Genomic DNA, 24,043 nt, shown 5'->3' on the forward strand with positions numbered 1-24,043 from the left:
GAATACAGCTACCGAAAACAACCACCGGCACAAGAGGATAACCTATGAGTAAACAACCATTCCTGTGGCCGAGCCTGAACATACAAATACTGATAGGTGCCATCGCCGGATTGCTGCTGGGCTACTGGCTCAACGGCATGGACGCAGATTCCGAGATTAAAACCCGGACACTGTACGTCGTCAGCCTGCTCGGCGGGTTGTTTATCGACCTGCTTAAAATGATCCTGATCCCGCTGATTTTTACCTCCATCGTCGTCGGCATTGCCAATCTGCAGTCACACCAACAGGGAAGCCGTGTCTGGCGCTATACCCTCGGTTTTTTTGTATTGTCGATGGTGTTCGCCATGGTGCTGGCCCTGGTCGTCACCGACTGGATAAAACCCGGCAGTGGTATGCAGCTGACCATGTTCGCCGACAGCATGCAGAACGTTGAAGCACAACGATTAAGCGCCAGCGAGTTTCTTGCCCAGTTCCTGCACAGTCTGTTTATGAACCCGATTGCTGCCCTGGCAGACGGCAAAATTCTGCCCGTTGTGGTGTTCGCCGTGTTATTGGGTATTGCGCTGGTCAAATCCGGTGAACAGAAAATGAAGGTGTTGATCGTACTGCAAGAATTACTGGCACTGCTGATGCGCATGATCGAATGGATCATGTTACTCGCACCACTAGGGGTATTTGCCCTGCTCACCAAACTGATGGCTACCCAGGATTTACGTCTGCTCGCCACCATGGGCGAATTTATAACCCTGGTGTTCACCATTACCCTGATCCACGGTGCCGTCATTTTACCGGGCCTGCTATGGATCTTTACCCGCAAGTCACCACTGTGGTTGTGGCGAGGGGCCAGACCAGCACTAATCACTGCCTTTGCCACCAGCTCCAGCGCCGCCACCCTACCCGTCAGCCTGCGCTGCAGTGAAGAACAACTGGGCGTCAGCAAAGACGTCGCCGGTTTTGTACTCCCCATTGGTGCTACCATGAACATGGATGGCACCGCCCTCTACGAAGCCTCGGCGGCACTGTTTATCGCCTATCTCGCCGGTATTGACCTGACTGTTGGCCAGCAAATCATCGTCATGCTCACCGCCATGATTGCCTCCATGGGCGCACCAGGAATCCCCAGTGCTGGCATGGTCACCATGGTCATGGTGCTACAGTCGGTTGGACTGCCAGCCGAAGCCATCGCCATCTTGCTACCCATCGACCGCATACTCGATACCATCCGTACTGCCGTCAATGTCGAAGGTGATATTGTCGCCAGCATCGTGGTAGACCAGGCATTGGGAAATACCAACACCAACACCAACACCAACAGACAATAACCTGCCATGACCGGGCACACAGGTAATCCCGCCCGATCGAACATCTCAAGATTGAACGCCCCCAGATTGGATGCTATCTGGTAGGAGGTTTTGGGGCCGAATGATGATTTTCTGGTAGTTCCCGGTGAGTTTCAAAGTCCTGAGTTCAACCAGGGGGCTCTCAGCAGATCCGATTGACCAATTGAGAACGCCCCCTAACAGACGGAACGGAGTTTTAGGTGTTGAGTAAAAGGTATAAAATCCTTATCCACATAGAGCAACGGGATTTGGTTCTCAATACAAAAAGTAGCGATAATTACATCGGCGGTTTTTCTAACCGTAACGCCTTTTCTCCAAAGCTTACGGTAATTCTCCGCAGCCAAAAGAGCCAGATCAGGAGTCAGCATGTTGTATAAATCAAGATTTAAAAGATATTTTTTCGCCGTATTGTAATCCTTGTCGGAACGAAATCCCTGCAAAAGTTCAACCATTATCAGGTCACCAATAGCAACTCCCTGGTAGCCTAGAACTCCGTCAAGAATCTCAACTTCGCGGTTACTTTTCCCATTAAAAAAATCTATCCAAACGCTGGTATCAACCAGTATCACTTACCCGTTCTCATTTCATCGATATCACCAGACCACTCAAGGCTGCCTCTCAGCTTGCGGATGTCCGCTTGTTTTTTTAATCTGATCAACGCCTTAAGCCCCTCTTCTACAGCCTCTTTCTTGGTTTGGAAGCCGGTGATACTAAGGGCATCAGCCATCAATTTGTCGTCGATTACTATATTGGTTCTCATATTGCACCTTTGTGTAGAAACAAGCCATTTTATACACATTGCGGCCCAATAAATAAAACAGGACAAGTGGCTCATGCGGGCTGTGTTCTGAGCTTGTTTTCCGCAGGGCATCCAAGCGCCACTTGTTCATTCCTATCAGTCGTCGGAGACTTCTATCTCCGGCATGGTCTCGGCGGCTTCACCTCCACGAGCCAACGCTACGGCCAGTCGGCGGGCGGCATGGCGGTACATCATGGCGACTTCGGAGCTGTCATCAGCAGCCACAACCGGCACTCCGGCATCGGACTGTTCACGAATGTAGGTCGCCAGTGGCAGTGAGCCAAGCACTTTGGTGTGGTAGGTTTCGGCCAGCCGGTCAGCGCCGTGTGCGCCAAAAATAGGTTCGGCATGGCCACAGTTGGAGCAGATGTGCATGCTCATATTTTCGATCATGCCCAGCACCGGAATACCGACTTTACGGAACATTTCGACGCCTTTTTTGGCATCGGCCAAGGCAACGTCTTGTGGTGTGGTCACGATCACGGATCCCGACACCGGGTATTTCTGGCTCAGGGTCAGCTGAATGTCGCCCGTGCCCGGCGGCATGTCGATCAGCAGGTAATCCAGTTCGCCCCATTGGGTCTGGGTCAGAATCTGGGTCAGCGCGCCTGCCACCATGGGGCCGCGCCAGACCATCGGGGTTTGTTCTGTTACCAGATAAGCCATCGACATGGTTTTGATGCCATGGGCTTCAACCGGTACAAACCATTTGTTATCAATGGTTTCTGGTCGTGTGCCAGCGGCCACGCCGAGCATGATGCCCTGGCTGGGGCCATAAATATCGGCATCCAGCAAACCAACGTTGGCACCGTCTTTGGCCAGTGCTACGGCCAGGTTCACGGCGGTGGTGGATTTGCCCACGCCACCTTTACCGGACGATATCGCGACGATGTTTTTTACCGCTGCCAGTGATTCTCCGCCGTCGTGGCTCTTGTGGGCATCCACATGCCAGCCAAGGGTTACGTTGGCTTCATCACAGCCAGCGATATTTTCCAGTGCGGTGGTTAACAATTGCGCCACGCCGCCGTTGAGAAACTCCGACGGGTAATCCAGCTCCAGTGTTACGCTAATCTTGCCGCCATCAATCGTGACGGCTTGCAAGGCACCGGCAGACACCAGATCCATTTCCAGATAAGGGTCGATATAGCTCGCCAGAGCTTGTTCTACTTGGGTTTGTTCAATTTGGGCTTGGGGCAGTTGAGACACAACAAACTCCTGAATCGGTCAGACGGTTTGCACCGCAAAAAATAAATAGGCTGTCACCGAATCACCGGCGCAGCATCCAGCAGCGCACGGGTATACGCATCTTGTGGCTGGTTCATCACGCTGGCGCAATCGCCCTGTTCTACCAGTACGCCTTGGTTCATCACCGCCACCCGGTGTGCCAGATGGGGAATAATCGACAGGTCATGGGTGATAAACAGGTAGCTCAGGCCCATCTCCTGTTGCAGCTCTTGCAACAGTTCAAGTACCTGGCCACGAATGCTGACGTCCAGTGCACTGGTGGGTTCGTCACAGATAATCAGCTCAGGTTCTACCGCAATCGCCCGTGCAATGGCAATACGCTGGCGCTGGCCACCGGAAAATTCATGCGGATAACGATCGAGATGAGCCACTTCCATTCCAACGCGCAGTAACAACGTCTGCAACTTGGTTTCCCGTTGTTCGGGATTATCCAGCAACCCCAGGCTAATCATGCCTTCAGAGAGGATTTCACGAATGGTCATCCTCGGGTTCATGGAGGAAAACGGATCCTGAAAAATCACCTGGATACGCTTGCGATAGGGTCGAAACGCGGCCTGATCCAGTTGATCAATACGCTGGCCATCGAAAGTGACGATACCGGCAGTCAGAGGTTCCAGTGACAGTACCGCACGGCCCACTGTCGATTTGCCGGAACCGGACTCTCCTACCAGCGCCAGGGTTTCACCTTTACCGATCGCGAACGATACGCCATCCACGGCTCTGGTATAACCGACCACCCGTTGCAATACACCTTTACGTTGCGGAAACCAGACCTTCAGCCCCTCGACGGTGAGGAGCGCCTGTTGGCTGGCAACCGCATCACGAAACGTACGCTTGGGCAGTGAGTGAATTAACTGGCGACTGTATTCATGTTGGGGTGCCTGGAAAAACTCATCGCAGGGGCGGTATTCAAGAATTTCACCGTGGCGCATCACTGCCACCCGGTCGGCCATTTCCGAGACCACGCCCATATCATGGGTGATCAGTAAAATCCCCAATCCACGCGCGGTGCGGATCTGGTTCAGCAGTTCCAGAATCTGCTTTTGAATGGTGACATCCAACGCTGTAGTTGGTTCGTCAGCCACCAGCAGATCCGGTTCACAGGCCAACGCCATGGCAATCATGACCCGTTGTTTCTGGCCACCCGACAATTGATGCGGATACCAGCTCAGTCGCTGTTGCGGATCAGGGATACCGACTTCATCCAGCAGTCCAATAACCGCTGTTTTTAGCGCCGCGCCGGTCAGACCCTTATGCAGCGTCAGCACTTCGCCCACCTGCTGCAACAAGGTTTGTACCGGATTAAGGGCACTTTGCGGCTCCTGAAAAATCATCGCGGCGCGATAACCGCGCACCTTGTTCATTTGCCGTTCGGTACGTTCAAACAGTGCGTCGCCGTCCAGTTCAATCGTTCCGGCGGTAATCGCCAGGGCATCGGGCAGCAACCGCAAGATAGCCAGGGCGGTCAGCGATTTTCCTGAACCACTCTCACCTACCAATGCCATGATTTCACCCGCAGCAATGGTGAATGAAATGCCTTTCACCAACGGCCGCGCTTGTCGCCGTTGCGGCTGCTGGGCGTTAGGTATGGCGGGTAGTTCGATTCTCAGATCACGTACACTTAACAAAGACATATTCAGATTACCCTGCCGACCTGGGGTCAAACGCATCACGAACCTTGTCGGCGAACAGGTTGGCAGCAAGCACCAGGATAAACATCAGCACAAACGCTGCGGCCACCGACCACCACACCACGGGTTCACGGGACAATTCCGCCCGCGCTTCGTTGATCATATTGCCCCAACTGGCCATCGAGGGATCAACCCCGACGCCGATATAAGACAGCACCGCTTCCGCCAGTACAAAACCACTGAAATCCAGCACCAGTGCTATCAGAATAATATGGGTGACGTTAGGCAGGATATGGCGTCCGATAATGCGTCCATGACGTACTCCGAATGCCCGCGCCGCCTGGACATAATCCAGTTGGCTGACCTTCAGGGTTTCAGCACGAAGCAACCGGCATAAACCGGTCCAGCTGGTCATGCCGAGAATAAAGCACAGCGCCAGGAATTTAAAATCCGCTCGTTCGCTGGTGAGCTGGAATTGTTGCTGATGGGTTTCGATATACACATCAATCAGCAATACCGACGCCGCAATCAGCAAAATACCCGGAATCGAACTGAGCGTGGTGTACACATATTGCACCAGATCATCCACCCAACCTCGGAAGTAACCGGCAGAAATACCCAGCACAATCGCCAACGGCAGGGTTAACAGGGTCGCCAGAGTGCCAATCAATACACCGGTACGGGTCGCCTTCAGCGCCAGATAGAGTACATCCTGCCCAACCTTGTTGGTGCCCAGAATATGGTAGTACTGACCCAACTCCAGTACCCAGCTGGAGCCAACCACCAACACCCCCAGCGTGATATAAATAGTCGTCCATGGCAGCACCGAGCCAATGTCACCACCGCTTTGGGCACGATTGCGAGAACGACTGCGAAACCGCCATTGCAGATGCAGAATCACCAGCGCTGCCATCATCGCCAGCCCTATCAGTACTGCCTTGAACGACCGTTGCAGCACATCCACTGCCACGCTTTCCCCCTGCTGCAAATGACGGCCAGCATGGATCAGACGGGGAAATTCTCGCACCACCTTGCCGTCATCGGAGGTCTGGTTTTCACGGGCGAAGGAGTAAATCGAGAAGGGTTCAGAATAGGTTTTTTCGTCCTGGGCATGTAACCCGGCCAGCACCGCATCCAGTACGCTATTCACTTGCTGACTGTAATGAACTTTATCCTCAATGGTCGGCTGCTTGTCAGTCTCGTCGGTCTGAGCCAACGCGTCAGCAACCTGAGTCTCAGCCACAGCGGGCAACGGCTCGCGGTAGTGCAGTGAATCCAGCAATGCCAGCAACACATAAAACAGGATCACCATAAACGCACTGGAACCAAGGCGGGATTCAAACACCGAACGCCAGCGTCCCCGCGCCAGAGGATCACGCGCCAACTGTACAAAAAACAGCGCCAGCGCCGCTACCAGGGCAAAAATCAGCAAATCACTCAGTAAGACAACCGGTTGAACAGCCAGCATCAAGACAACCTCACACGCGGATCAACCAGGGTATAGGAGATATCGGTCAGAATCAGACCGATGATGTACAGCACAGAGCCGAGAAAAACCATGCTGCGCACAATGGCAAAGTCCTGAGCCTGAATCGCATCCAGGGTGTAGCTGCCCAAACCGGGAATGCCAAAAAAGGATTCGGTCAGCAAACTGCCCATAAACAGCGATGGAATCACCACCACCACGCTGGTCAGAATCGGAATCAGGCCATTGGGCAAAATATGGCGAAACAATACCGTCAGCTCCGGTACACCCTTGGCGCGGGCGGTACGGACATAATCCTTGTTGGCTTCTTCCAGAAACAGCGTGCGATACAAGCGTGTACCACCGCCGATGCCGCCGATCACGCCGATAATCACCGGCAAGATCAGAAACCGGGCGGCGTCGATGCCGGTCAGGTAACCGGAGATCGGCACCAGATTCCATTCCTTGGCAAAGAAGTACTGACCAGCAAAGACGTAAAACACACCCGATATCGACATCAACACCACACACGCCACCATCGCTGCGGTATCAAACACACTGGCACGAAACATCACCACAAACAGCGCGAAGGCAATATTCACCGCCAGCCCAATCACAAACGTCGGCAACGCGACGGCCAGACTCGGCCACATGCGCTGCTGGATATCGTCGCCAATGGAGCGCCCTTCGTCAGATTTGCCAAAGTCCAGCGCAAACAGCCGAACCGATTTGTCGAAGAAGATAGTATCGGTCAGCAGCCCCTGACTGTTGTCACCGTCGTTAAGAAACAGGGGTTTGTTGTAACCGCGCTGCTCTTTCCACTGTTCAATCGCTTGCGGGTCAATGTGTTTGTCACCCAACTGCACCAGTGCCATCTGATCCGGCGAGTTGACCACAAAAAACAGCGCGAACGTCAGCAGGTTCACCCCGACCAGAATCGGCAGGGCATACAGCAGACGACGGATAATATAGGCCAGCATCAGTATTGCCCTCCAGTGTCCGGGTGTTGACGGGTGATCACGCGGGCATGTTGCCGCCGCTGATAAGCGCGATAACCGGGAACCATCAGTATCAGCATCAGCACGGCGACCAGAATCAGTGGCCACAGCACCGGCTGGTTACGCTCTGCTCTGGCCTGTTGCCGTTCGGCGTTATCGATGCCGAAATATTTTAGTACTGCCTTACTGATACCGTGTGCCTTGGTGTTTTTTACCCAAGGATTGTTTAACACGTAGGAATGCGGATGCCAGGCCGAAGCCCAAGGGGCATCGTGATGATAAATCGCCAGCATCTGATCAATAAGCGCCAGACGTTGAGGGGAATCCGGCATCAGCTTCATCTGTTCGAACAACCGATCGTAGTCGGCGTTGGCGTAGTTACTGGAGTTGACGCCGGAACCTCCCGTCACCACCTGGCCATTGGCGCTATACAACAGGAACATGAAGTTCTCGGCATCCGGATAGTCCGCCATCCAGCCCCACTGGAACAGCTGGGCGTTACCGGAGCGCATTTTTTCCTTGAAACGGTTGTAGTCGCTGCCACGAATATTAAGCTGGATATTCAGCTTGCCGAATTGCTTGATCATCCAGATCTGATTGGCACTGGCACCACCGCCGCCGCTGGGTGTATCCAGATTCAACACCAACGGCTCACCGGTCACGGCATCACGACCATCGGGATAACCGGCTTCTGCCAATAACCGGCGTGCTTCATCCAGCGATTTGCGTACCGGTGCACCGGCTGTTTTTGATCCTGTCGAACGTGCGTTCGGATCCCAGTCAAAGACATAGGAGTTAATCCCTCGCTGCCCCGACTGGTAGCCAAAAATACCTGGCGGAATCGGGCTTTGTGCCACCTCGCCACGACCATTGGCAAAAATCGAAATGGCTTCTTCCTGATTGTAGGCAATGGCGATGGCCTGACGCAGCTTGCGCGCCCGCTCCTGCATCACCGGGTCTGGTAGTACTGCTGACCCCGGCTCCGACAAGCCACCCACCACTGGATCGAGCATGTTAAACGCCAGATAGTAGGTGCCCGGTACAACTTCGATTTCCATACCGATGCCCATCGCCTGCATCTCGGCACTCAGGTTCACTCCCGTCGATCCAATCGAGACTGCCTGGTCAAAACTGTCGCTGGCAATCCCGGAGCGGTCGTAATAGCCCTGCAGAAACTTGGTCCAGAGTGGAATGGATTCTTTTTCCAGCCGGTAAACAGCCTTGTCGATCAGCGGCAAACGGGCACCGGCGGCATCCAGCAAGCCCGCTTCGGCATCGCCGGGTTCACCTTCAGAGGGGTAGAAATCATCCCGATAATTGGGATTACGCTGCAGGATAATAGCTTCGTTGGGATCGTTTTTGGTCATCATAAACGGCCCGGTGCCCACTGGATGCCAGTCCAGCACAATATTACGATCGGCCAGCCCTGGCTGATGATAAAACGCATCAACCAGCGCCGGCAGCGGCGCAAAAAAATGCATCGCCAACCAATATTTGAACTGCGGGTATTTGCCATTCAGGCGCACACTGAACTGGTAATCACCCTGTTGCTCGACCCCTTGCAGCGGGTATTCCCTGAGATCAAGCCAGTCGGTTTGCTGAAAACGGGGATCCGTTTGTTTAAGCTGTTTGCGCGCTGCGGTCACGGTTCCGGCAAACGCGTCCATGCCGACTATATACTCCGCCAGCAAGCCCCGGATCGGCGACAGGTTGGCGGGGTCGGCTAGCCGTTTGATCTGGTAAATGTAGTCATCGGCCACCAGCTCGCGAGTGGCTGTCTGGTCAAAATCCTCCAGCCCGTGAAAAGCGACACTGTCTGCTGCCGTATCGAAGCGGTACAGCGGATCGCCAGCGGCATTGGTGGCAAATGCCGGATGCGGCTGATAATAAATACCCGGCTTGAGCGTAAACACATAGGTACTGAAAGCCAGGTCGGCGGCGTTCTCAGTCACCACGTCGCCATTCGTATTGGTGTAAACAATATCGGGCAACTGGGTCAGGGTGTTGGCTTCCAGTTCGTACGGGCGTTTCAGATAATGGTATTGCAGTGGCGGATCATAAATCTGGTCAATAAAGCGGCCCTCATCCGAACTGTAGGATCGCGCCGGATCGAGGTGTTTGGGGCGCTCGGAGAAGTTTGAATACAGCACGGTTTCATCGGCATCTTCACCTGCAGGGTGAGGGCTGTTGATCGCACTATCGGAACAAGCCGTCAGTCCACCAAGCACCGCCAAGCCAGAAAACACCGCCAGTCGTCGCAACTGTCGTAACAAACCAATAGCATTCAGCATGTTGCCCGCGCTCGCGGCAACCGACCCCAACCGATAAATCGCCATAACCATCCGCTATAAAAAAACCTGCCACAGTGTGCCATCAAATAAGAAACAGGCAAGTATCACCCCAGCACGGTTCAATCAGGTGATTAACGGACACTTAACATCGCACCAATGGCATCAACCGCCATCTTGCTGACCGTTATTTGCGCTGCCTCACACTACTGCCTTTGCGCCTGTCACGTTGCTTGATTAGTATTCCCGCTCTCCACTCAGTACCAACAGGCTGTATAAACAGTATCCGAGGCAGTGCGGGAAGGCAGTAACCAACCGAAAATAGATTCAGCGGGTGCATCTGAAAAGGTAACGAGCGCTGCAAGGACAAGGTAACAATCAACGAAAAGGCGCATGCCTACGGATGCAGGCGTTAGAGCGACGCAGGAAGCCAAAGCCGAGTTTATGAGTACTAAATAAGCATTTTGAGTCGATTTTTAACGCCTTCATTTCGAGCACCAGCATTTTCAGATGTGATATCAAGCCATTCCACATTCAATACGTCATCATTCAACACGTCATTTATCAAGGAATTTGCCTGTGAGTAACCCCGTCGTCGCCCTGCAGCAACTGCACAAAAACCTCGCCAAAGTTATCCATTGTCAGCCCCAGTCGTTGCTGTTTACCCTTACCACCCTGCTGTGTCGCGGCCACTTGCTGATTGAAGATGTCCCTGGTCTGGGCAAAACCACACTGGCGCGGGCACTGGCCAAATCGGTACAGGTGGATATGCGGCGTTTACAATGCACACCGGATTTGATGCCGTCCGACATCACCGGGGTGAATATTTTTAATCAGCAAGAGCAGCTCTTCCGGCTGGCACCGGGGCCAATTTTTACCAATTTTCTGCTGGCCGATGAAATCAATCGGGCAACACCGAGAACCCAGTCGGCGCTGCTGGAAGCGATGGCCGAAGGCACGGTCAGCCTCGACCGTGAGATTCACTCGCTGCCGGATATTTTTATGGTGATCGCGACCCAAAATCCGGTCGAGTTCAGTGGCACCTACCCGCTGCCCGAAGCCCAGCTCGACCGGTTTTTTATGCGTATATCGCTGGGCTACCCAACCGAGGAGCAAGAGCTCAGTATCCTGCAGGGGCAACTGACCGGCCACCCGTTAGACTATCTTGAAGCTGTGATGACCGAAAAATCCCTGCTGGCACTGCAAGCCCACTGCGAGAAAATCCCCTTGAGCGAACCGCTGCTGGGTTATATCAACCAGCTGGTACGTGCGACCCGTGAACATCCCAAGGTTCAGCTTGGTGCCAGCCCTCGGGGTGCTCTGGCACTGATGCGTGCTGCTCGCGCCATGGCGTTGCTGACCGGAAAAAAACAGGTCACCCCACAAACCGTACAGCTGTTAGTGGATCCGATCCTGAGCCATCGGCTGATTTTCCGTGACCCGCGCATGAACCAGCCAGAACAACGCCAGATATTCTGGGACGAGCTGCTAGCGCAGTTGCCCGTACCGGATTTTGCTACCACACCCGTGAAAGAAAACGACAACGCCAAAACCGCCTCCCGTGGCACCCCGACTGGCGAGAGTCTCTAACATGTCCCTATCCCACGGGTCGGGACGGTTATTACGACCACTACTGGCCTGGCTGCAACAGCATATAACGGCCCAACGCTTTCTCTGGCTGCTGGCACTGGCCTGTCTGCTGATTGCCTGGAATCGAGGCTTATCACTGCTCTACGGCATGCTGGCGCTGGTATTGGCAACGCTACTGCTGTCCTGGCTGATGCCCTGGCTGGCGCTCAGGCATATCCGCGTCTCGGTGCAACAAATCGGTGATGCCAGTGCCGGTGACCAGGTCACACTCGAATATCAGTTCCAGCTGCCCAAAACCCGCTATCTGATGTTACTGAGAGAAGATCTTGAATACGCCGATCAACCGGTCACCCACCGTATTGCCATGCTCGCCAACGGGGATCGCCTGCGAACCCGCAGCCTTTGTCGTTATCGAGGCGTCTTTCCGCTGCAAACCGTCGAAGTTGGCTGTTGCTGGCCTTTCGGTTTTGTCAGCCTGTTCCGGCAGCTGACCGTACCGGAACGCCTGATCGTCGTCGCGCCCCAGACCTTTCAGGTGCAGACCTTGCCAGCGGGTGCTGGTGACGATGCCGCCATGATTGAGTACCAAAGCACCAGCCAGCCGCACGCTCAGGCTGAATACTGCGGTTTGCGGGAATACCATCCGTATGATTCGCTCAAGCATATTCACTGGTCCGCCTCTGCCCGCCACCAGCAGTTACTGGTGCGGGAGTACAACAGCCAGGCACAACCCGACTTTTTACTGCTGCTGGATAACTGTCTCGATGACGACATCGGGGAACCACCGTTATCCACCTTTGAATTTGCGGTCTCGCTGGCGGCCTCGCTGATGACCTGGGCAAAAGACCAGCAGCAACCCATGCGCTTGCTGGCCCACGGCAGTCATCCGACGGACATCGCCATTGGCGGCCACCACCGTGGCAGCAGCGATTATTTGTCGGCATTAGCCTGGACTCAGGCGGACGGCGACAAACCCTACGGCACGCTGGTTGAGCAGGCATTGTTGAAATACCCCCACAGCGCGACCCTGATCACCGTGCGTAACCTCAGCCAACTGCCAGAACTGCCTGAGTTTCATGGCTGTCATATCGATATTCTGATCGCCGACCAGAGCTTTATCTATCCAATGCAATCCTGGGAGGAAGGCTGGAGCCACCCCACGGCCAACCACTATCAGCTGCGCCTGCATGCCAGCAGCAAGCTAGAGAGGCAATTCCGCTATGGCGCATTCTGAACCCCACCTTGCCACCACTGCCGACCAGCGGTCAGCCTCCGTCAGAACTTTGATCGGCTGGTTTTCAGCGCAACTGGCCCTGGCGGTTGCAGGTGCAGGAATATCCCTGTTTGGATTCTGGCCCGGACTGGGATTGGCGCTCCTCACACTGATCGGCAGCGGCTTGACGCTATATCTCGGCTGGCAACCGGATCACACTCCGAGCCACCAGGCCGATAGTCCTGATAAAAAACGCTTCAAAACCGTTTCCGACAGCCTTGCCATCGTCGGCCTGATTGTCTTCGCCGGGCTGATATTCACCGTCGGTATTCTACCCGCCCTATTAGTGCTGCTGTTACTGGCACAGCTCGCCATTAATCTGGTTACCGAAAAACCCTCATTGCTGTTTTATGGGCTGGTGAATGGCTTTGCCTTTTTACTGCTTGGCGCGGCAGAATCCACCAGCGGTGGTTATCTGTTGATCATTGCAGGCTACGCTTTTTGTGTGGTGATGACGCTCTCAGTGCTCTGGTGTGTGCAGGCGACAACCGATAGCCGCATCAGCCTGATCCGACAGCGCGCAACTCACGAAGATCTGCTGCTTTTCAGTACTGCAACCCACCCGCCCGAGAGTCAGGTAAAACGGTCTGAACGCTTCAAACCCTCAGCGACCATCCTGGCGGCGGCACTGCTGGTGATCTGTGCCGGGGTGATCTATCTGTTTTTACCACGCTTGCCAGCCGCCAACCTCGGCAGCCAGCTTTCCAGGGCCGCAACGTTGTACAACAACGTCGACTGGCAGGCACAGGCCAAACGGGTTGACCTGACCAGCCAGGATGAACACTCCCAGACGCATAACAAGGGACAGGCCAATGACCTCAACCAGGATCAGCTGAACAGCGACCTCAGCGATAGCCCGCTGCCACTGTGGGAAGGACTGGATCCGAGTGCCGCCCAATTTGACTATCGCGGCTTCCGCGATGAAATGAACCTCAACGACAGCCCCTATGGCAATAACACCACCACGGCTGATCTGAATCAGATTATTGCGCTGATGAAAGCTCCCCACGGCAGCTATCTGAAAGTACGTACCTTCGACCACTTTGATGGTCTGCGCTGGACCTCGTCGGTCACCGCCTTCCGCAAGCAGGAAACCGACCTGTGGGGCAACGTTGTGCTGGCTGGCGAGCAAATAGACAGCGGCAATTTCCAGCAACAAATCACTCTGAAGCAAGGCATGTCGGCCTGGTTACCCGCCGCTGCCGACCCGGTCGCACTCTGGCTACCCGCTGTGGTAATGGCCACCGACGCTTTTGGTCAACCGGTATTACCTGCCCCACTACAGGCCAATACCCAGTACACCGTACTGTCACGGCAGCAGTTGGTTGATAATCGCCCGGCTTCCTACACACCCAAACCACGCGACCACGACCTGCAATTACCCTACAACCTAGACGACCGTATTCCGCTGCTGGCCCAATCTGTCACCGCCAATGCCCACACCCCGTACCACCAGGCCCAAGCACTGGAGCAGCATTTACGCAGCGAATATCGCTATAGCTTCGATTCCGCACTTACCTCCCAGGGCGTGACTCCGCTGCCCGCATTTCTGTTTAAAAGCCGCGAAGGTCATTGCGAATACTTCGCCAGTGCCATGGTGATCCTGTTGCGCACCTTAAAAATTCCGGCGCGTCTGGTGACCGGGTTTTCCGCCAGCCAACAGAATCCACTCACCGGCTATTTTGAAATTCGCGGGATTGATGGTCACGCCTGGGCAGAAGCCTGGATCGATAATCGCTGGGTCACCTTTGAACCGACCGCGTTCTACCAACTGCCCGCCAGCCAAGCCAGCACCCTCAGCGCCGACCAGATCAATGACTATGTCGACAGCCTGAGTCAGCGTCAGCAAGCCCTGTCGGCCGACAATACATTCACCGTTGGTGGCTTGCTCACGACGCTTTGGAATGCCCTGTATCTGTTACTGGTGATTCCGATCAGCTATCTGCTGCTGGCGCTGTTTTGGCTCTGGCCGGTGTTATTGCTGTTATTGATCATTGCTGTGGCAGCGTATCTGGGTCGCCGTTACTGGTGGCACCAATGGTGGCGTAAGGTGGCTGGAAAGTGGGTAATCTTTCGTCTGCAGCGTTATCAACCGCAAGACACTGGCACAGCCCTGGGCTTTTACCTGCGTCAGTTGCAATGGCTTGGAGCAGCCAACGGCGTCACACGGCAGCCAGGGCAACATCTGGAAAAATGGTGTCAGGCATTGCAACAGCAGCTGCCCAAAGACACCAGCAACGCCGCGCTGATGCAGTTAAAGGACTTACTCAACGCCTACTGGTATGGCAGCAACAAGGCCAGTGCTGGAATCACCTTGCCAGCACAACTGCAGCCCGACCTGATTGATCTGGTCAAAGCACTGACAGATGCTCACCCACACAAATCAGGCACAGACGGAGAAGGTTGAACGCAGTTCATCCAGAAAGCTCAGGTCGTTCAACTCCAGACATAGGTTGACACACAGGGCGGTGATATTGCCGGTTCCGATGGCGTAGTGTAGCAAATGCGGATGAAATTAATCACTGGACGCTGTGATCGCCCAGTCCTTCACTGTCGTATAACAGGTCGAGCTGATACGGCTGCTATCGCCAGCCCGTATCTGTTTGAGGGCGCGGGCAACGATGCCAATCCACTGTTGTTGCTTGAGTTGGTCGTCGGGCAACTGGTTGATGTCGATCAGGGCAATGGGGCGCTGAAACAGCTCAGTCATTCACTTGAGCAGAACAGTCCGCCAGTTGCAGGTAGTAGTAGCGGTCGTGGGGATTATACGGTAGCGGGTCAGCAGTCGTTTATTGGCGCTGACGATTTCTCCGGTGCCACCCAACCCAGGATCTGGTCGTATGCTGGTGTCCCCTCAATGGGCTCGCCCATGTACATGGCGGCGGATTCGCTGTCTTTGAGGCCAATTGAGTTTTTCAGTAAAGGATTAAGCGTAAGCGCCAAAGAAATCAGTCTCAGGTCTTGTTACCTCGGTACAACAGACGCTTATCAGCCTGGCCAGTCGTTGAACCATGATGGTTGTTACGCCCGCGGCTTTGGCTTTTCTGTGCCAAGCCATCTTCGTCGGTAGCATCTTCTAATGTGCCTGTTGCTCCCCGGTACCGTCGTTGTCGAATAAGAACATGAGCGGGTTGTCCATGCTCAGTCTGAGCAGCTGTCGAAGTCGCTTCGATGGCCGCACGGACACCGAGTGCGACCAGTCGCTGACGATCTTCTGCTGGCAGCAGCACCAGCACTTGTTGCGCCAGCGCCCGTAACTCCGGGTGATCACAAGACAAGCCGTACTCCAGCATCGCATCCACCCCGGATGAATTATTACGCCATTTCACCGGATGACCCGCAACGATCTCAAACTTCAGCGCTAATGCCAGTAGCTGCTGTTGTGTCTCAATCGAATATCCCTTGCTCAACGCCTCTCTCCTCACACTGACTCTTTGGTCAGCTTATTGCTTTAAAATTTGATGACTATTTAATGACAATTTAAATACCACATTGTAATTCAGGGTGAGTAACATACTGGCATCAGCGACTGAGCTCTCAACAACCTCCTCGCCATTGCGGACAATTCAGCCGATAATTCCACCGCCAAATAACATCGATTCCCAAATGAATATTCCATTATAACTGTACAGACCTGCACCTTGACCCACGACACCCAACGATTATTGACTCTGCGCTAGGCTGACGCGGACTGTTATTAGCCCAGTGTTGACTCATGGCTGCAATACGCAACGCCACAGGAACAGTGACCAAGTGTTTGGTTTATAACGTCATCCTTACGCCCGGAAGTGATCATGGCCTCTAAGGTTATTCCTAAAACAACTTAAAACTTCCCCTTTACATGCTTGAGGGAAATAACAGAAGTTTGGGATAATGCGCCCCCTGATTTTCAACCGGGCTACTTTTCAGCCACAGCACAGCAACAAAACTGCTGCATTTGCGGAGCACTGCATGACCGAGTATTTGCTGATTCTGGTAAGCACCATTCTGGTGAACAACTTTGTGCTGGTTCAGTTTCTCGGCCTGTGCCCCTTTATGGGGGTTTCCAACAAGCTGGAAACCGCCATTGGTATGGGGGCTGCCACCACCTTTGTGCTGACTCTGGCATCACTATGCAGCTATCTGGTGTACACCTTCTTGTTGGTGCCACTAGAGCTGGTGTACCTGAAAACCATCAGTTTCATTATGGTGATTGCCGTGGTTGTCGGTTTTACCGAATTGGCTATTCGGAAAACCAGCCCACTGCTGTATCGGGTTTTGGGTATATTCCTGCCGCTGATCACCACCAACTGCGCCGTATTGGGCGTGGCGTTACTGAACATCAAACGCGATAACAGCCTGGTGGAATCCATTCTTTATGGTTTTGGTGCTGCCGTTGGCTTCTCGTTGGTGATGGTGTTATTTGCCGCCATGCGCGAACGTATTGCTGCCGCCGATGTACCAAAACCATTCCAGGGCTCTGCCATTGCCATGGTCACTGCGGGCTTGATGTCGCTGGCATTTATGGGCTTTACCGGCCTGGTCAGTATTTAACCGGGACGAACGGAAGCTATTTATGAGTACTGTTGTAATCGCGATTGCTGTACTGGCAATTTTGGCCCTGATCTTTGGTGCCGTGCTCGGCTTTGCTGCCGTACGCTTCAAGGTAGAAGGCAACCCCATCGTTGATCAAATTAATGACCTGTTACCCCAGACCCAGTGCGGCCAGTGCAGCTACCCTGGTTGCAAGCCTTACGCGGAAGCCATCGCCAATGGCGAAAAAATCAACAAATGCCCACCCGGCGGCGAAGGCACGATTCAATCACTGGCGGAGTTACTCGGTGTTGAGCCAGAGCCACTGGATGCCGAACACGGTGCCGAAAAAACCCTGCCGACGGTCGCGGTTATCCGCGAAGACGAGTGCATTGGCTGTACCAAGTGCATTCAGGCCTGCCCGGTCGATGCCATTATCGGTGCTGCCAAACAAATGCATACCGTCGTGGCCAATGAATGTACCGGCTGTGATTTATGTGTTGAGCCCTGCCCGGTCGACTGCATTGATATGGTGCCTGTTACGCCAACCACGACTACCTGGTACTGGCAAGCACCCGCTGCCGAGCTGATTATTACCGATCGCAATCCTGGTCTGGCCCCTACCCTCAGTAACGACAGTGACAAGGGGCAGGCCGCATGACCCATATGATTCAGCTGCACAGCTTTGATGGGGGCATTCATCCGGCTGAACACAAGCAGCAAAGTACCCAACGTGCGATTCGTAGCGCGCCAATGGCAGCACTGCTGACGCTGCCATTAGGCCAGCATATTGGTGCACCTGCAGTGCCTTGTGTTGCTGTCGGTGAACGCGTGCTCAAAGGCCAAGCAATCGCCAACGCCCAGGGCTTTGTCAGCGTACCGTTGCATGCTCCAACCTCTGGCACTCTTGTTGCCATTGAAGACCGTCAGGTTCCCCATGCCTCGGGTCTGACCGCTCCTTGTATTGTTATTCAGCCCGATGGTCAGGACGAATGGATCGAACATCAGAGTCTGTTTGATGAGCTGGGGCTGACCGATCTGGTCGATCTGGATCCCGCCGCACTGGTGAGCCGTATTCGCGACTGCGGTATTGCCGGTATGGGTGGCGCAGGTTTTCCGACTGCGGTGAAACTCGCCGTCAAACACGATGACAACGGCAACAGCCCGATCAACACCCTGATTCTCAACGGCGCGGAATGTGAGCCCTATATCACCGCCGATGACATGCTGATGCGCGAGCGCGCAGACGAAGTGATTCGTGGTGCTCAGGTGCTGCTGCATATTCTGGGTGCCAGACGCTGCCTGATCGGCGTTGAAGACAACAAACCCGAAGCCATTGCTGCCCTGAATGCCGCCAACACAGCGCTTAACGAGCAACATCACATCGACGTCGTTGCCATCCCCACCAAATACCCGTCCGGCGGCGAAAAGCAGCTGATCCAGATTCTGACCGGCGCGGAAGTCCCCGCCGGTGGTATTCCGGCCAACCTGGGTATCGTTTGTCAGAACGTCGGCACCGCCAGCGCGATTTACCGGGCGATCTATCATGGCGAGCCGCTGATCAGCCGTATTACCACCGTCACTGGTGACGCCATTAAAGAACCCGGCAACTGGGAAGTGGCCCTGGGTACTCCGGTGTCGCACCTGCTGGCGTTGTCTGGCTACACAGCCCAACAGCAGGAACGTATCATCATGGGTGGCCCAATGATGGGCTTTACCTTGCCGGATGATTCGTTACCCGTTGTCAAAACCAGCAATTGCCTGCTGGCCCCCAGCAGCCGCGAAATGCCACTCAACGAAGCCGCCATGGCCTGCATTCGTTGCGGCATGTGCACCGTTGCTTGCCCGGCGCAATTACTGCCACAGCAACTGTACTGGTTCAGTAAGGCGGAAGAATTCGACAAGGCCGAGCAACACAACCTGTTCGATTGTATTGAATGCGGTGCCTGTTCCTACGTTTGCCCCAGTCAGATTCCGCTGGTGCAGTACTATCGTCATGCCAAAGGTGCGATCCGCGAAGAACGTGCCGCGCAAGAAAAATCCGAACGTGCTCGCGAACGCTTCGAGCGCCGCCTGGCTCGCCAGGAACGCGAAGCAGCCGAAAAAGAAGCCAAGCGTAAAGCTCGCGCCGAAGCGGCTGCCCAGGCAGCTGCCGATAAAAAAGCCGCCGCTGAATCGGCCGCTGCCCAAACGACTGCGACACCGGCTCCCACCGCCAGCACCGCTGCACTGGGTTCTCCGGCATTGGAAAAACTGCAAAAACAGCTGAGCGCTAGCCAAACCGCGATCAGTAAAACCAAGGAAAAACTGGCGGCAGCGCAGCAGGCGCTGGCGGCGGGTAATGAAGATCAGCAAGCCAAGGTCGACGCCCTGGAAAGTGCCCTGGTCAAAACCCAGACCCGGATGAAAGACCTGGCCAAAGACATTGCGACCGAGAAAAAAGCCCTCAAGGCACAGTCGGCAGCCAGTGCTGCAAACGATACAGTAACCGGCCCCGACAAAGGTGACCCCAACAGCCCGGAACGACTGCAACGCAAATGGGAAACGGCCCAGGCGCGTCTCGACACCGCTCTCAAACGTCTGGAAGAAGCCAAGACCCAGGGACTGGATACGGTGGCTGCGCTGGAAACCGGCATCACCAAACAACAGCTGCGGGTCGACGAGGCCAAAGCAGCCTGGCAAGCGGCAGCAAACCCGTTAAAACCAAAACCCGTAACACCAGAACCGGCAACCTCAGAATCGGTAAACAATACACAGGCCGATATCGAAGCGCTGCGGAAAAAAATACTGGCGACACAAGACCGCCTCAACAAGGCTCAGGAACGACTGACGATGGCCAGGGAGCAAGACCAGGATACGGTTGATGCCCTGACGTTGGGCGTCAACAAACAACACGACAAATTAGACGCCCTGACCCGACAACTGGATGAGCTGGAACAGCTATCCGGGGCAACCACCACAAGCGGAACCCTGTAATGGCGTTGATCACCCTTTCTTCCCCTCACGCACACGGTCACAACAGCACCCGCAAGGTGATGCTGACGGTCACCCTGGCCACCTTACCGGGGCTGGCCGTCATGACCGGCCTGTTCGGATTTGGCAACCTGATCAACGTGGTACTGGCCGCACTGGTTGCGATGGCGACCGAAGCCCTGGTACTGAGTATTCGTCAGCGCCCGGTGATGTTCTTCCTGAAAGACAACAGTGCGTTGCTGACCGGTGTACTGATCGGTCTGGCCTTGCCGCCACTGGCGCCCTGGTGGATCACGCTGGTGGCCACTGCTTTTGCGATTGTATTTGCCAAACAACTGTACGGTGGAATGGGTAATAACCCGTTTAACCCGGCCATGATTGGGTACGCGCTGGTATTAATTTCCTTTCCGGTACAAATGACCACTAACTGGGCAGTGTCCAGCCAAATGGGGGGTTCCACTGCCGGATTGAGCGATGCCCTGTCGATCATTTTTACCGGTGCCGGTGGCAGTGCCGACGCTTTCACCGGGGCCACGCCTCTGGATGCTTACAAACATCTGATCAGCAACAAAACCGCCGTCGAAGTGCTGACAGAATCAACGTTTAATGGCTGGCTTAACGGTGGCTGGGAATGGGTCAACCTGGCCTTTATGGCCGGAGGGCTGGTACTTATATGGCAACGTATTATCACCTGGCATATTCCTGTCGCGATGCTCGCTGGACTGTCACTGTGCTCGCTGACCCTGGGCTGGGATGCCGACATGTACACCCCGACATCGCTGCATCTACTCAGTGGCGCGACCATGCTGGGGGCTTTTTTTATTGCCACCGACCCGGTATCCGCTGCGACCACTCCGCTGGGCAAACTGATCTATGGCGCCGGTATCGGTATTTTGCTCTATGTTATTCGCAGCTGGGGGTCCTACCCGGATGCGGTGGCCTTTGCCGTGTTACTGATGAACTTCGCCGCTCCCTTTATTGACGCCTACACTCAGCCACGCACTTATGGTCATACCAAAGCCAATCGCGGCCTCAACAACCGAGGCCCCAAAAAGCCGGAGGCTAAATAATGCAGGAACTACTTGCTTCCATTCAGCGTAACGCCATCGGTCTGGGCCTGTTTGCCATTGTCACAGCCGGGGCCATTGCCGTCGCGCAAGTAGGTACTGCGGATCGTATTGCCCATAACATGCGCTTGGCCCAATCACGGGCATTGAACGAAATCGTCCCGGCAAACCAATACGACAACGACCTGCTAGCCGATGTCATTCCCGTCGATGAACGCTTTAACCAGCAGTTACTGGGGCCGCTCCCCGACGATGCCACTATCCATCTGGCGCGCCGCCATGGCCAAGTCGATACGGTGATCCTGCCGGTGGTAGCACCCGACGGTTACACCATGGAAATGGGTCTGCTGGTGGGGATTCACGCCGACGGCAGTATCGCCGGAGTACGTGTCATCAGCCACCGCGAAACCCCCGGACTGGGTGACAAGATCGATCTGAAAAAATCCCGATGGGTGATGGAATTCAACGGCAAGTCGCTGGCATCTCCTGGTGAAAACGCCTGGGCCGTGAAAAAAGACGGCGGCAGTTTTGACCAGTTCACCGGAGCGACGATCACCCCGCGAGCCGTCGTTGCGGCGGTCAAACACGCCCTGCGTTTTTTTGAACAACACAAAACCCAACTGCTGAGCTACCCGCTCGCAGCGCCCGCCAGCCGCGTGGAGAACAACTGACATGGCAACCAAATCACTACGGGAAATCTCCCTTGATGGCTTGTGGAACAACAATCCGGCACTGGTTCAGCTGCTCGGCCTCTGTCCGCTGCTGGCCGTCACCGGTTCAGTGGTGAATGCTCTCGGTCTTGGCCTGGCCACCATGATGGTACTGGTCGGCTCCAACTTTGCGGTATCCCTGATTCGCAACCACGTCCCGGACGCCGTGCGGTTACCCGCGTTTGTGATGATTATCGCCTCGTTTACCACCGTGGCTGAACTGGTGATGCAAGCGTTCACTTACGAGTTGTATCAGGTATTGGGTATTTTTATCCCGTTAATCGTCACCAACTGCGCGATTCTCGGACGGGCCGATGCCTTTGCCTGCAAAAACCCGGTAATCCCCTCCATTGTCGACGGTTTTATGATGGCTCTGGGGTTCACCACCGTGCTGATTATCCTTGGTGCGATGCGCGAAATACTGGGCCAGGGAGTACTCTTCTCGAACATGCAGTTGCTGTTTGGCCCATCAGCCGTCAACTGGAAAATCGAGCTGTTCAGCAACTATCCCGATTTCCTTTTTGCAATTTTGCCACCCGGTGCCTTTATGGCCATGGGCATTTTGATTGCCCTGAAAAATATTATTGATGGCCAAATCAAAGCCGCCGCCGAAGCGACAAAAGCCCCGCTTGAAGTAGGCGGCAAGCGTGTACGGGTCACTGGCAAGATCAGCTGATTAGCCGTTTTTCCAGGCTCGCAGCCTGTCGCAGCGAGCGATTGTCCGCCTGCCGCTGCAAGATCATAGCCCAAAACCATCACCCAAAATCTTTATTCGCCCCCAAGGGCCTCCTAACGATCTCTTGCTCATCACAGCAAACTGCCTTTTGCTCAAAAAAAGAGCATTAATCGGCAAAATAGCACTATATTAATGCAAAACTTTCCATGTTTGCGGCCTTCGTCCAGACATCCTGTTCTGTCTGGACGATTGAAATTTTTCCGACACTGCCACGAAGCTGATAGAGTGTGGCCATGAGCAATTTCAGTGCATACACGGGTCAATGGCTGTTCATTGACAGTTCATTGGCACCCAAATTGAATGAATGTGCCGAGCGAGCACACTCTTTTATTACTCGACGACTCAAACAGGGAGCACACACTATGTTGAAACAGGTGACGATGGCGGCAACAGGCCTCGTACTCGGTCTTTCCATAACCGCGCAGGCAGGCACGCTGGAGGATGTCCAGAAACGTGGCGCGGTGTCCTGTGGTGTCAGCACCGGACTGGCCGGCTTCTCGCAAAAAGATGAAAAAGGTAACTGGTCTGGTATTGATGTTGATGTCTGTCGTGCCGTTGCTGCGGCCGTATTGGGTGATGCCAGCAAGGTGCAGTACAAACCTCTGACCGCCAAGGAGCGTTTTACCGCTCTGCAATCTGGCGAAGTCGATATGCTATCGCGCAATACCACCTGGACCCTGACTCGTGATGCCTCTCTGGGCCTGAACTTTGTGGGTGTGAACTACTACGATGGCCAGGGTTTTATGGTGTCGAAGAACCTCGGCGTCAGCAGCGTTAACGACCTCGACGGCGCTACCGTGTGCATCCAGGCAGGGACAACAACAGAGCTGAATCTGGCCGATTATTTCCGCGCCCACGGTATGGAATACACCGCCATTACCTTTGATACCTCTGACCAGACCCGTGCCGGTTTTGAAAGCGGTCGCTGCGACGTCCTGACGTCTGACCAATCCCAGCTTTATGCCTTGCGTATTGGTCTGCAAAAGCCGGAAAACGCGATGGTATTACCAGAAGTGATTTCCAAAGAGCCACTAGGCCCGGTGGTGCGTCAGGGCGACGACGCCTGGTTTAATATCGTCAAATGGTCGCTGGCGGCGATCATCGAAGCTGAATACCTCGGCATCAGCAGCGCCACCGCAGCCACTGCCGCCAAGTCCGGCACCCCGGAACAGAAACGTCTGCTCGGCAGCGACGGTGACGCAGGCTCCAAACTCGGCCTCAGCGCCGACTGGGCCAACAATATTGTTTCTCAGGTCGGTAACTACAGTGAGGTCTTCGAACGTAATGTCGGTTCCGGCTCCCCCCTGAAGATCGCCCGGGGTCTGAACGCCCAGTGGAATAAAGGCGGCATCATGTATTCCAACCCGATTCGTTGATCGCCTTGATGACATTCACCCGCCTGATGGCGGGTGAATG

At 54.7% G+C, this 24,043-nt stretch carries 20 protein-coding genes; 11 read left to right on the forward strand and 9 right to left on the reverse strand.

Annotated elements, in window-relative coordinates; genetic code table 11:
• Positions 1-44: 44 nt before the first annotated feature.
• Positions 45-1,322: a dicarboxylate/amino acid:cation symporter gene (locus tag WG929_RS12935; protein WP_416206358.1), complete on the forward strand. Its 1,278-nt coding sequence runs from the start codon at positions 45-47 to the stop codon at positions 1,320-1,322.
• A gap of 194 nt (positions 1,323-1,516) precedes the next feature.
• On the opposite strand, the gene vapC is transcribed toward WG929_RS12935, so the two are convergent.
• The 7 genes from vapC to WG929_RS12970 form a co-directional block, all read right to left on the reverse strand.
• Positions 1,517-1,909: a type II toxin-antitoxin system VapC family toxin gene (gene vapC / locus WG929_RS12940; protein WP_369854831.1), complete on the reverse strand. Its 393-nt coding sequence runs from the start codon at positions 1,907-1,909 to the stop codon at positions 1,517-1,519.
• Positions 1,906-2,139, reverse strand: coding sequence for a type II toxin-antitoxin system VapB family antitoxin (locus WG929_RS12945; RefSeq protein WP_416206412.1), 234 nt, complete (start codon positions 2,137-2,139; stop codon positions 1,906-1,908). The genes vapC and WG929_RS12945 overlap by 4 nt, the downstream gene beginning before the upstream one ends.
• A gap of 96 nt (positions 2,140-2,235) precedes the next feature.
• Positions 2,236-3,345, reverse strand: coding sequence for an iron-sulfur cluster carrier protein ApbC (gene apbC / locus WG929_RS12950; RefSeq protein ID WP_416206359.1), 1,110 nt, complete (start codon positions 3,343-3,345; stop codon positions 2,236-2,238).
• Positions 3,346-3,398: 53 nt separating this feature from the next.
• Positions 3,399-5,018: an ABC transporter ATP-binding protein gene (locus tag WG929_RS12955; protein WP_416206360.1), complete on the reverse strand. Its 1,620-nt coding sequence runs from the start codon at positions 5,016-5,018 to the stop codon at positions 3,399-3,401.
• 7 nt (positions 5,019-5,025) lie between these two features.
• A complete protein-coding gene (locus WG929_RS12960; protein WP_416206361.1) occupies positions 5,026-6,483 on the reverse strand; it encodes an ABC transporter permease in 1,458 nt (485 codons plus the stop codon).
• Complete coding sequence (locus tag WG929_RS12965; protein WP_369854836.1) at positions 6,483-7,460, reverse strand: ABC transporter permease; 978 nt, start codon at positions 7,458-7,460, stop codon at positions 6,483-6,485. Before WG929_RS12965 ends, WG929_RS12960 begins: the two co-directional genes overlap by 1 nt.
• Complete coding sequence (locus tag WG929_RS12970; RefSeq protein WP_416206362.1) at positions 7,460-9,814, reverse strand: ABC transporter substrate-binding protein; 2,355 nt, start codon at positions 9,812-9,814, stop codon at positions 7,460-7,462. The genes WG929_RS12965 and WG929_RS12970 overlap by 1 nt, the downstream gene beginning before the upstream one ends.
• A gap of 531 nt (positions 9,815-10,345) precedes the next feature.
• Here WG929_RS12970 and WG929_RS12975 point away from each other — a divergent pair.
• Genes WG929_RS12975 through WG929_RS12985 form a run of 3 tightly spaced genes read left to right on the forward strand, consistent with a single transcriptional unit; the run spans position 10,346 to position 15,036 of the window.
• Positions 10,346-11,356: an AAA family ATPase gene (locus WG929_RS12975; protein ID WP_416206363.1), complete on the forward strand. Its 1,011-nt coding sequence runs from the start codon at positions 10,346-10,348 to the stop codon at positions 11,354-11,356.
• Position 11,357: 1 nt separating this feature from the next.
• Positions 11,358-12,590 (forward strand): DUF58 domain-containing protein, encoded by a 1,233-nt coding sequence (locus WG929_RS12980; protein ID WP_416206364.1) that lies wholly within the window; start codon positions 11,358-11,360, stop codon positions 12,588-12,590.
• The gene (locus WG929_RS12985; RefSeq protein ID WP_416206365.1) at positions 12,577-15,036 is read left to right on the forward strand and encodes a transglutaminase TgpA family protein; all 2,460 of its coding nucleotides are present in this window, start codon (positions 12,577-12,579) and stop codon (positions 15,034-15,036) included. Before WG929_RS12980 ends, WG929_RS12985 begins: the two co-directional genes overlap by 14 nt.
• Before the next feature lie 108 nt (positions 15,037-15,144).
• Here WG929_RS12985 and WG929_RS12990 read toward each other — a convergent pair whose 3' ends face one another.
• Positions 15,145-15,339: an Rpn family recombination-promoting nuclease/putative transposase gene (locus tag WG929_RS12990; RefSeq protein ID WP_416206366.1), complete on the reverse strand. Its 195-nt coding sequence runs from the start codon at positions 15,337-15,339 to the stop codon at positions 15,145-15,147.
• 244 nt (positions 15,340-15,583) lie between these two features.
• The gene (locus tag WG929_RS12995; protein WP_416206367.1) at positions 15,584-16,039 is read right to left on the reverse strand and encodes a hypothetical protein; all 456 of its coding nucleotides are present in this window, start codon (positions 16,037-16,039) and stop codon (positions 15,584-15,586) included.
• Positions 16,040-16,580: 541 nt separating this feature from the next.
• On the opposite strand from WG929_RS12995, the gene rsxA reads away from it, so the two are divergent.
• The 7 genes from rsxA (at position 16,581) to WG929_RS13030 (ending at position 24,003) form a co-directional block, all read left to right on the forward strand.
• On the forward strand, positions 16,581-17,162 hold the full coding sequence (gene rsxA / locus WG929_RS13000; RefSeq protein WP_416206368.1) for an electron transport complex subunit RsxA: 582 nt from the start codon (positions 16,581-16,583) through the stop codon (positions 17,160-17,162).
• Positions 17,163-17,184: 22 nt separating this feature from the next.
• Positions 17,185-17,802 (forward strand): electron transport complex subunit RsxB, encoded by a 618-nt coding sequence (gene rsxB, locus WG929_RS13005; RefSeq protein ID WP_416206369.1) that lies wholly within the window; start codon positions 17,185-17,187, stop codon positions 17,800-17,802.
• Positions 17,799-20,117, forward strand: coding sequence for an electron transport complex subunit RsxC (rsxC, locus tag WG929_RS13010; RefSeq protein ID WP_416206370.1), 2,319 nt, complete (start codon positions 17,799-17,801; stop codon positions 20,115-20,117). The genes rsxB and rsxC overlap by 4 nt, the downstream gene beginning before the upstream one ends.
• Entirely contained in the window at positions 20,117-21,184 is a 1,068-nt protein-coding gene (rsxD, locus tag WG929_RS13015; protein ID WP_416206371.1) for an electron transport complex subunit RsxD, read from the forward strand. Before rsxC ends, rsxD begins: the two co-directional genes overlap by 1 nt.
• On the forward strand, positions 21,184-21,852 hold the full coding sequence (gene rsxG, locus WG929_RS13020; RefSeq protein WP_416206372.1) for an electron transport complex subunit RsxG: 669 nt from the start codon (positions 21,184-21,186) through the stop codon (positions 21,850-21,852). The genes rsxD and rsxG overlap by 1 nt, the downstream gene beginning before the upstream one ends.
• A gap of 1 nt (position 21,853) precedes the next feature.
• Positions 21,854-22,567 carry an electron transport complex subunit E gene (locus tag WG929_RS13025; RefSeq protein ID WP_416206373.1) on the forward strand — a complete coding sequence of 238 codons (714 nt, stop codon included), beginning with the start codon at positions 21,854-21,856 and terminating at the stop codon, positions 22,565-22,567.
• Positions 22,568-22,989: 422 nt separating this feature from the next.
• The gene (locus WG929_RS13030; protein ID WP_416206374.1) at positions 22,990-24,003 is read left to right on the forward strand and encodes an amino acid ABC transporter substrate-binding protein; all 1,014 of its coding nucleotides are present in this window, start codon (positions 22,990-22,992) and stop codon (positions 24,001-24,003) included.
• Positions 24,004-24,043: the final 40 nt, after the last annotated feature.

The sequence above is a fragment of the Oceanobacter antarcticus genome (assembly GCF_044962685.1).
Taxonomy (GTDB): Bacteria; Pseudomonadota; Gammaproteobacteria; order Pseudomonadales; family Oceanobacteraceae; genus Oceanobacter; species Oceanobacter antarcticus.

Excerpts from the sequence above, each read along its gene's own strand:
- WG929_RS12935 (WP_416206358.1), top strand. The coding sequence starts at position 45 with ATGAGTAAACAACCATTCCTGTGGCCGAGCCTGAACATACAAATACTG.
- WG929_RS12945 (WP_416206412.1), bottom strand. The coding sequence starts at position 2,139 with ATGTGTATAAAATGGCTTGTTTCTACACAAAGGTGCAATATGAGAACC.
- WG929_RS12955 (WP_416206360.1), bottom strand. The coding sequence starts at position 5,018 with ATGTCTTTGTTAAGTGTACGTGATCTGAGAATCGAACTACCCGCCATA.
- WG929_RS12960 (WP_416206361.1), bottom strand. The coding sequence starts at position 6,483 with ATGCTGGCTGTTCAACCGGTTGTCTTACTGAGTGATTTGCTGATTTTT.
- WG929_RS12965 (WP_369854836.1), bottom strand. The coding sequence starts at position 7,460 with ATGCTGGCCTATATTATCCGTCGTCTGCTGTATGCCCTGCCGATTCTG.
- WG929_RS12970 (WP_416206362.1), bottom strand. The coding sequence starts at position 9,814 with ATGGCGATTTATCGGTTGGGGTCGGTTGCCGCGAGCGCGGGCAACATG.
- WG929_RS12980 (WP_416206364.1), top strand. The coding sequence starts at position 11,358 with ATGTCCCTATCCCACGGGTCGGGACGGTTATTACGACCACTACTGGCC.
- WG929_RS12985 (WP_416206365.1), top strand. The coding sequence starts at position 12,577 with ATGGCGCATTCTGAACCCCACCTTGCCACCACTGCCGACCAGCGGTCA.
- WG929_RS12990 (WP_416206366.1), bottom strand. The coding sequence starts at position 15,339 with ATGACTGAGCTGTTTCAGCGCCCCATTGCCCTGATCGACATCAACCAG.
- rsxA (WP_416206368.1), top strand. The coding sequence starts at position 16,581 with ATGACCGAGTATTTGCTGATTCTGGTAAGCACCATTCTGGTGAACAAC.
- rsxB (WP_416206369.1), top strand. The coding sequence starts at position 17,185 with ATGAGTACTGTTGTAATCGCGATTGCTGTACTGGCAATTTTGGCCCTG.
- rsxC (WP_416206370.1), top strand. The coding sequence starts at position 17,799 with ATGACCCATATGATTCAGCTGCACAGCTTTGATGGGGGCATTCATCCG.
- rsxD (WP_416206371.1), top strand. The coding sequence starts at position 20,117 with ATGGCGTTGATCACCCTTTCTTCCCCTCACGCACACGGTCACAACAGC.
- rsxG (WP_416206372.1), top strand. The coding sequence starts at position 21,184 with ATGCAGGAACTACTTGCTTCCATTCAGCGTAACGCCATCGGTCTGGGC.
- WG929_RS13025 (WP_416206373.1), top strand. The coding sequence starts at position 21,854 with ATGGCAACCAAATCACTACGGGAAATCTCCCTTGATGGCTTGTGGAAC.
- WG929_RS13030 (WP_416206374.1), top strand. The coding sequence starts at position 22,990 with ATGTTGAAACAGGTGACGATGGCGGCAACAGGCCTCGTACTCGGTCTT.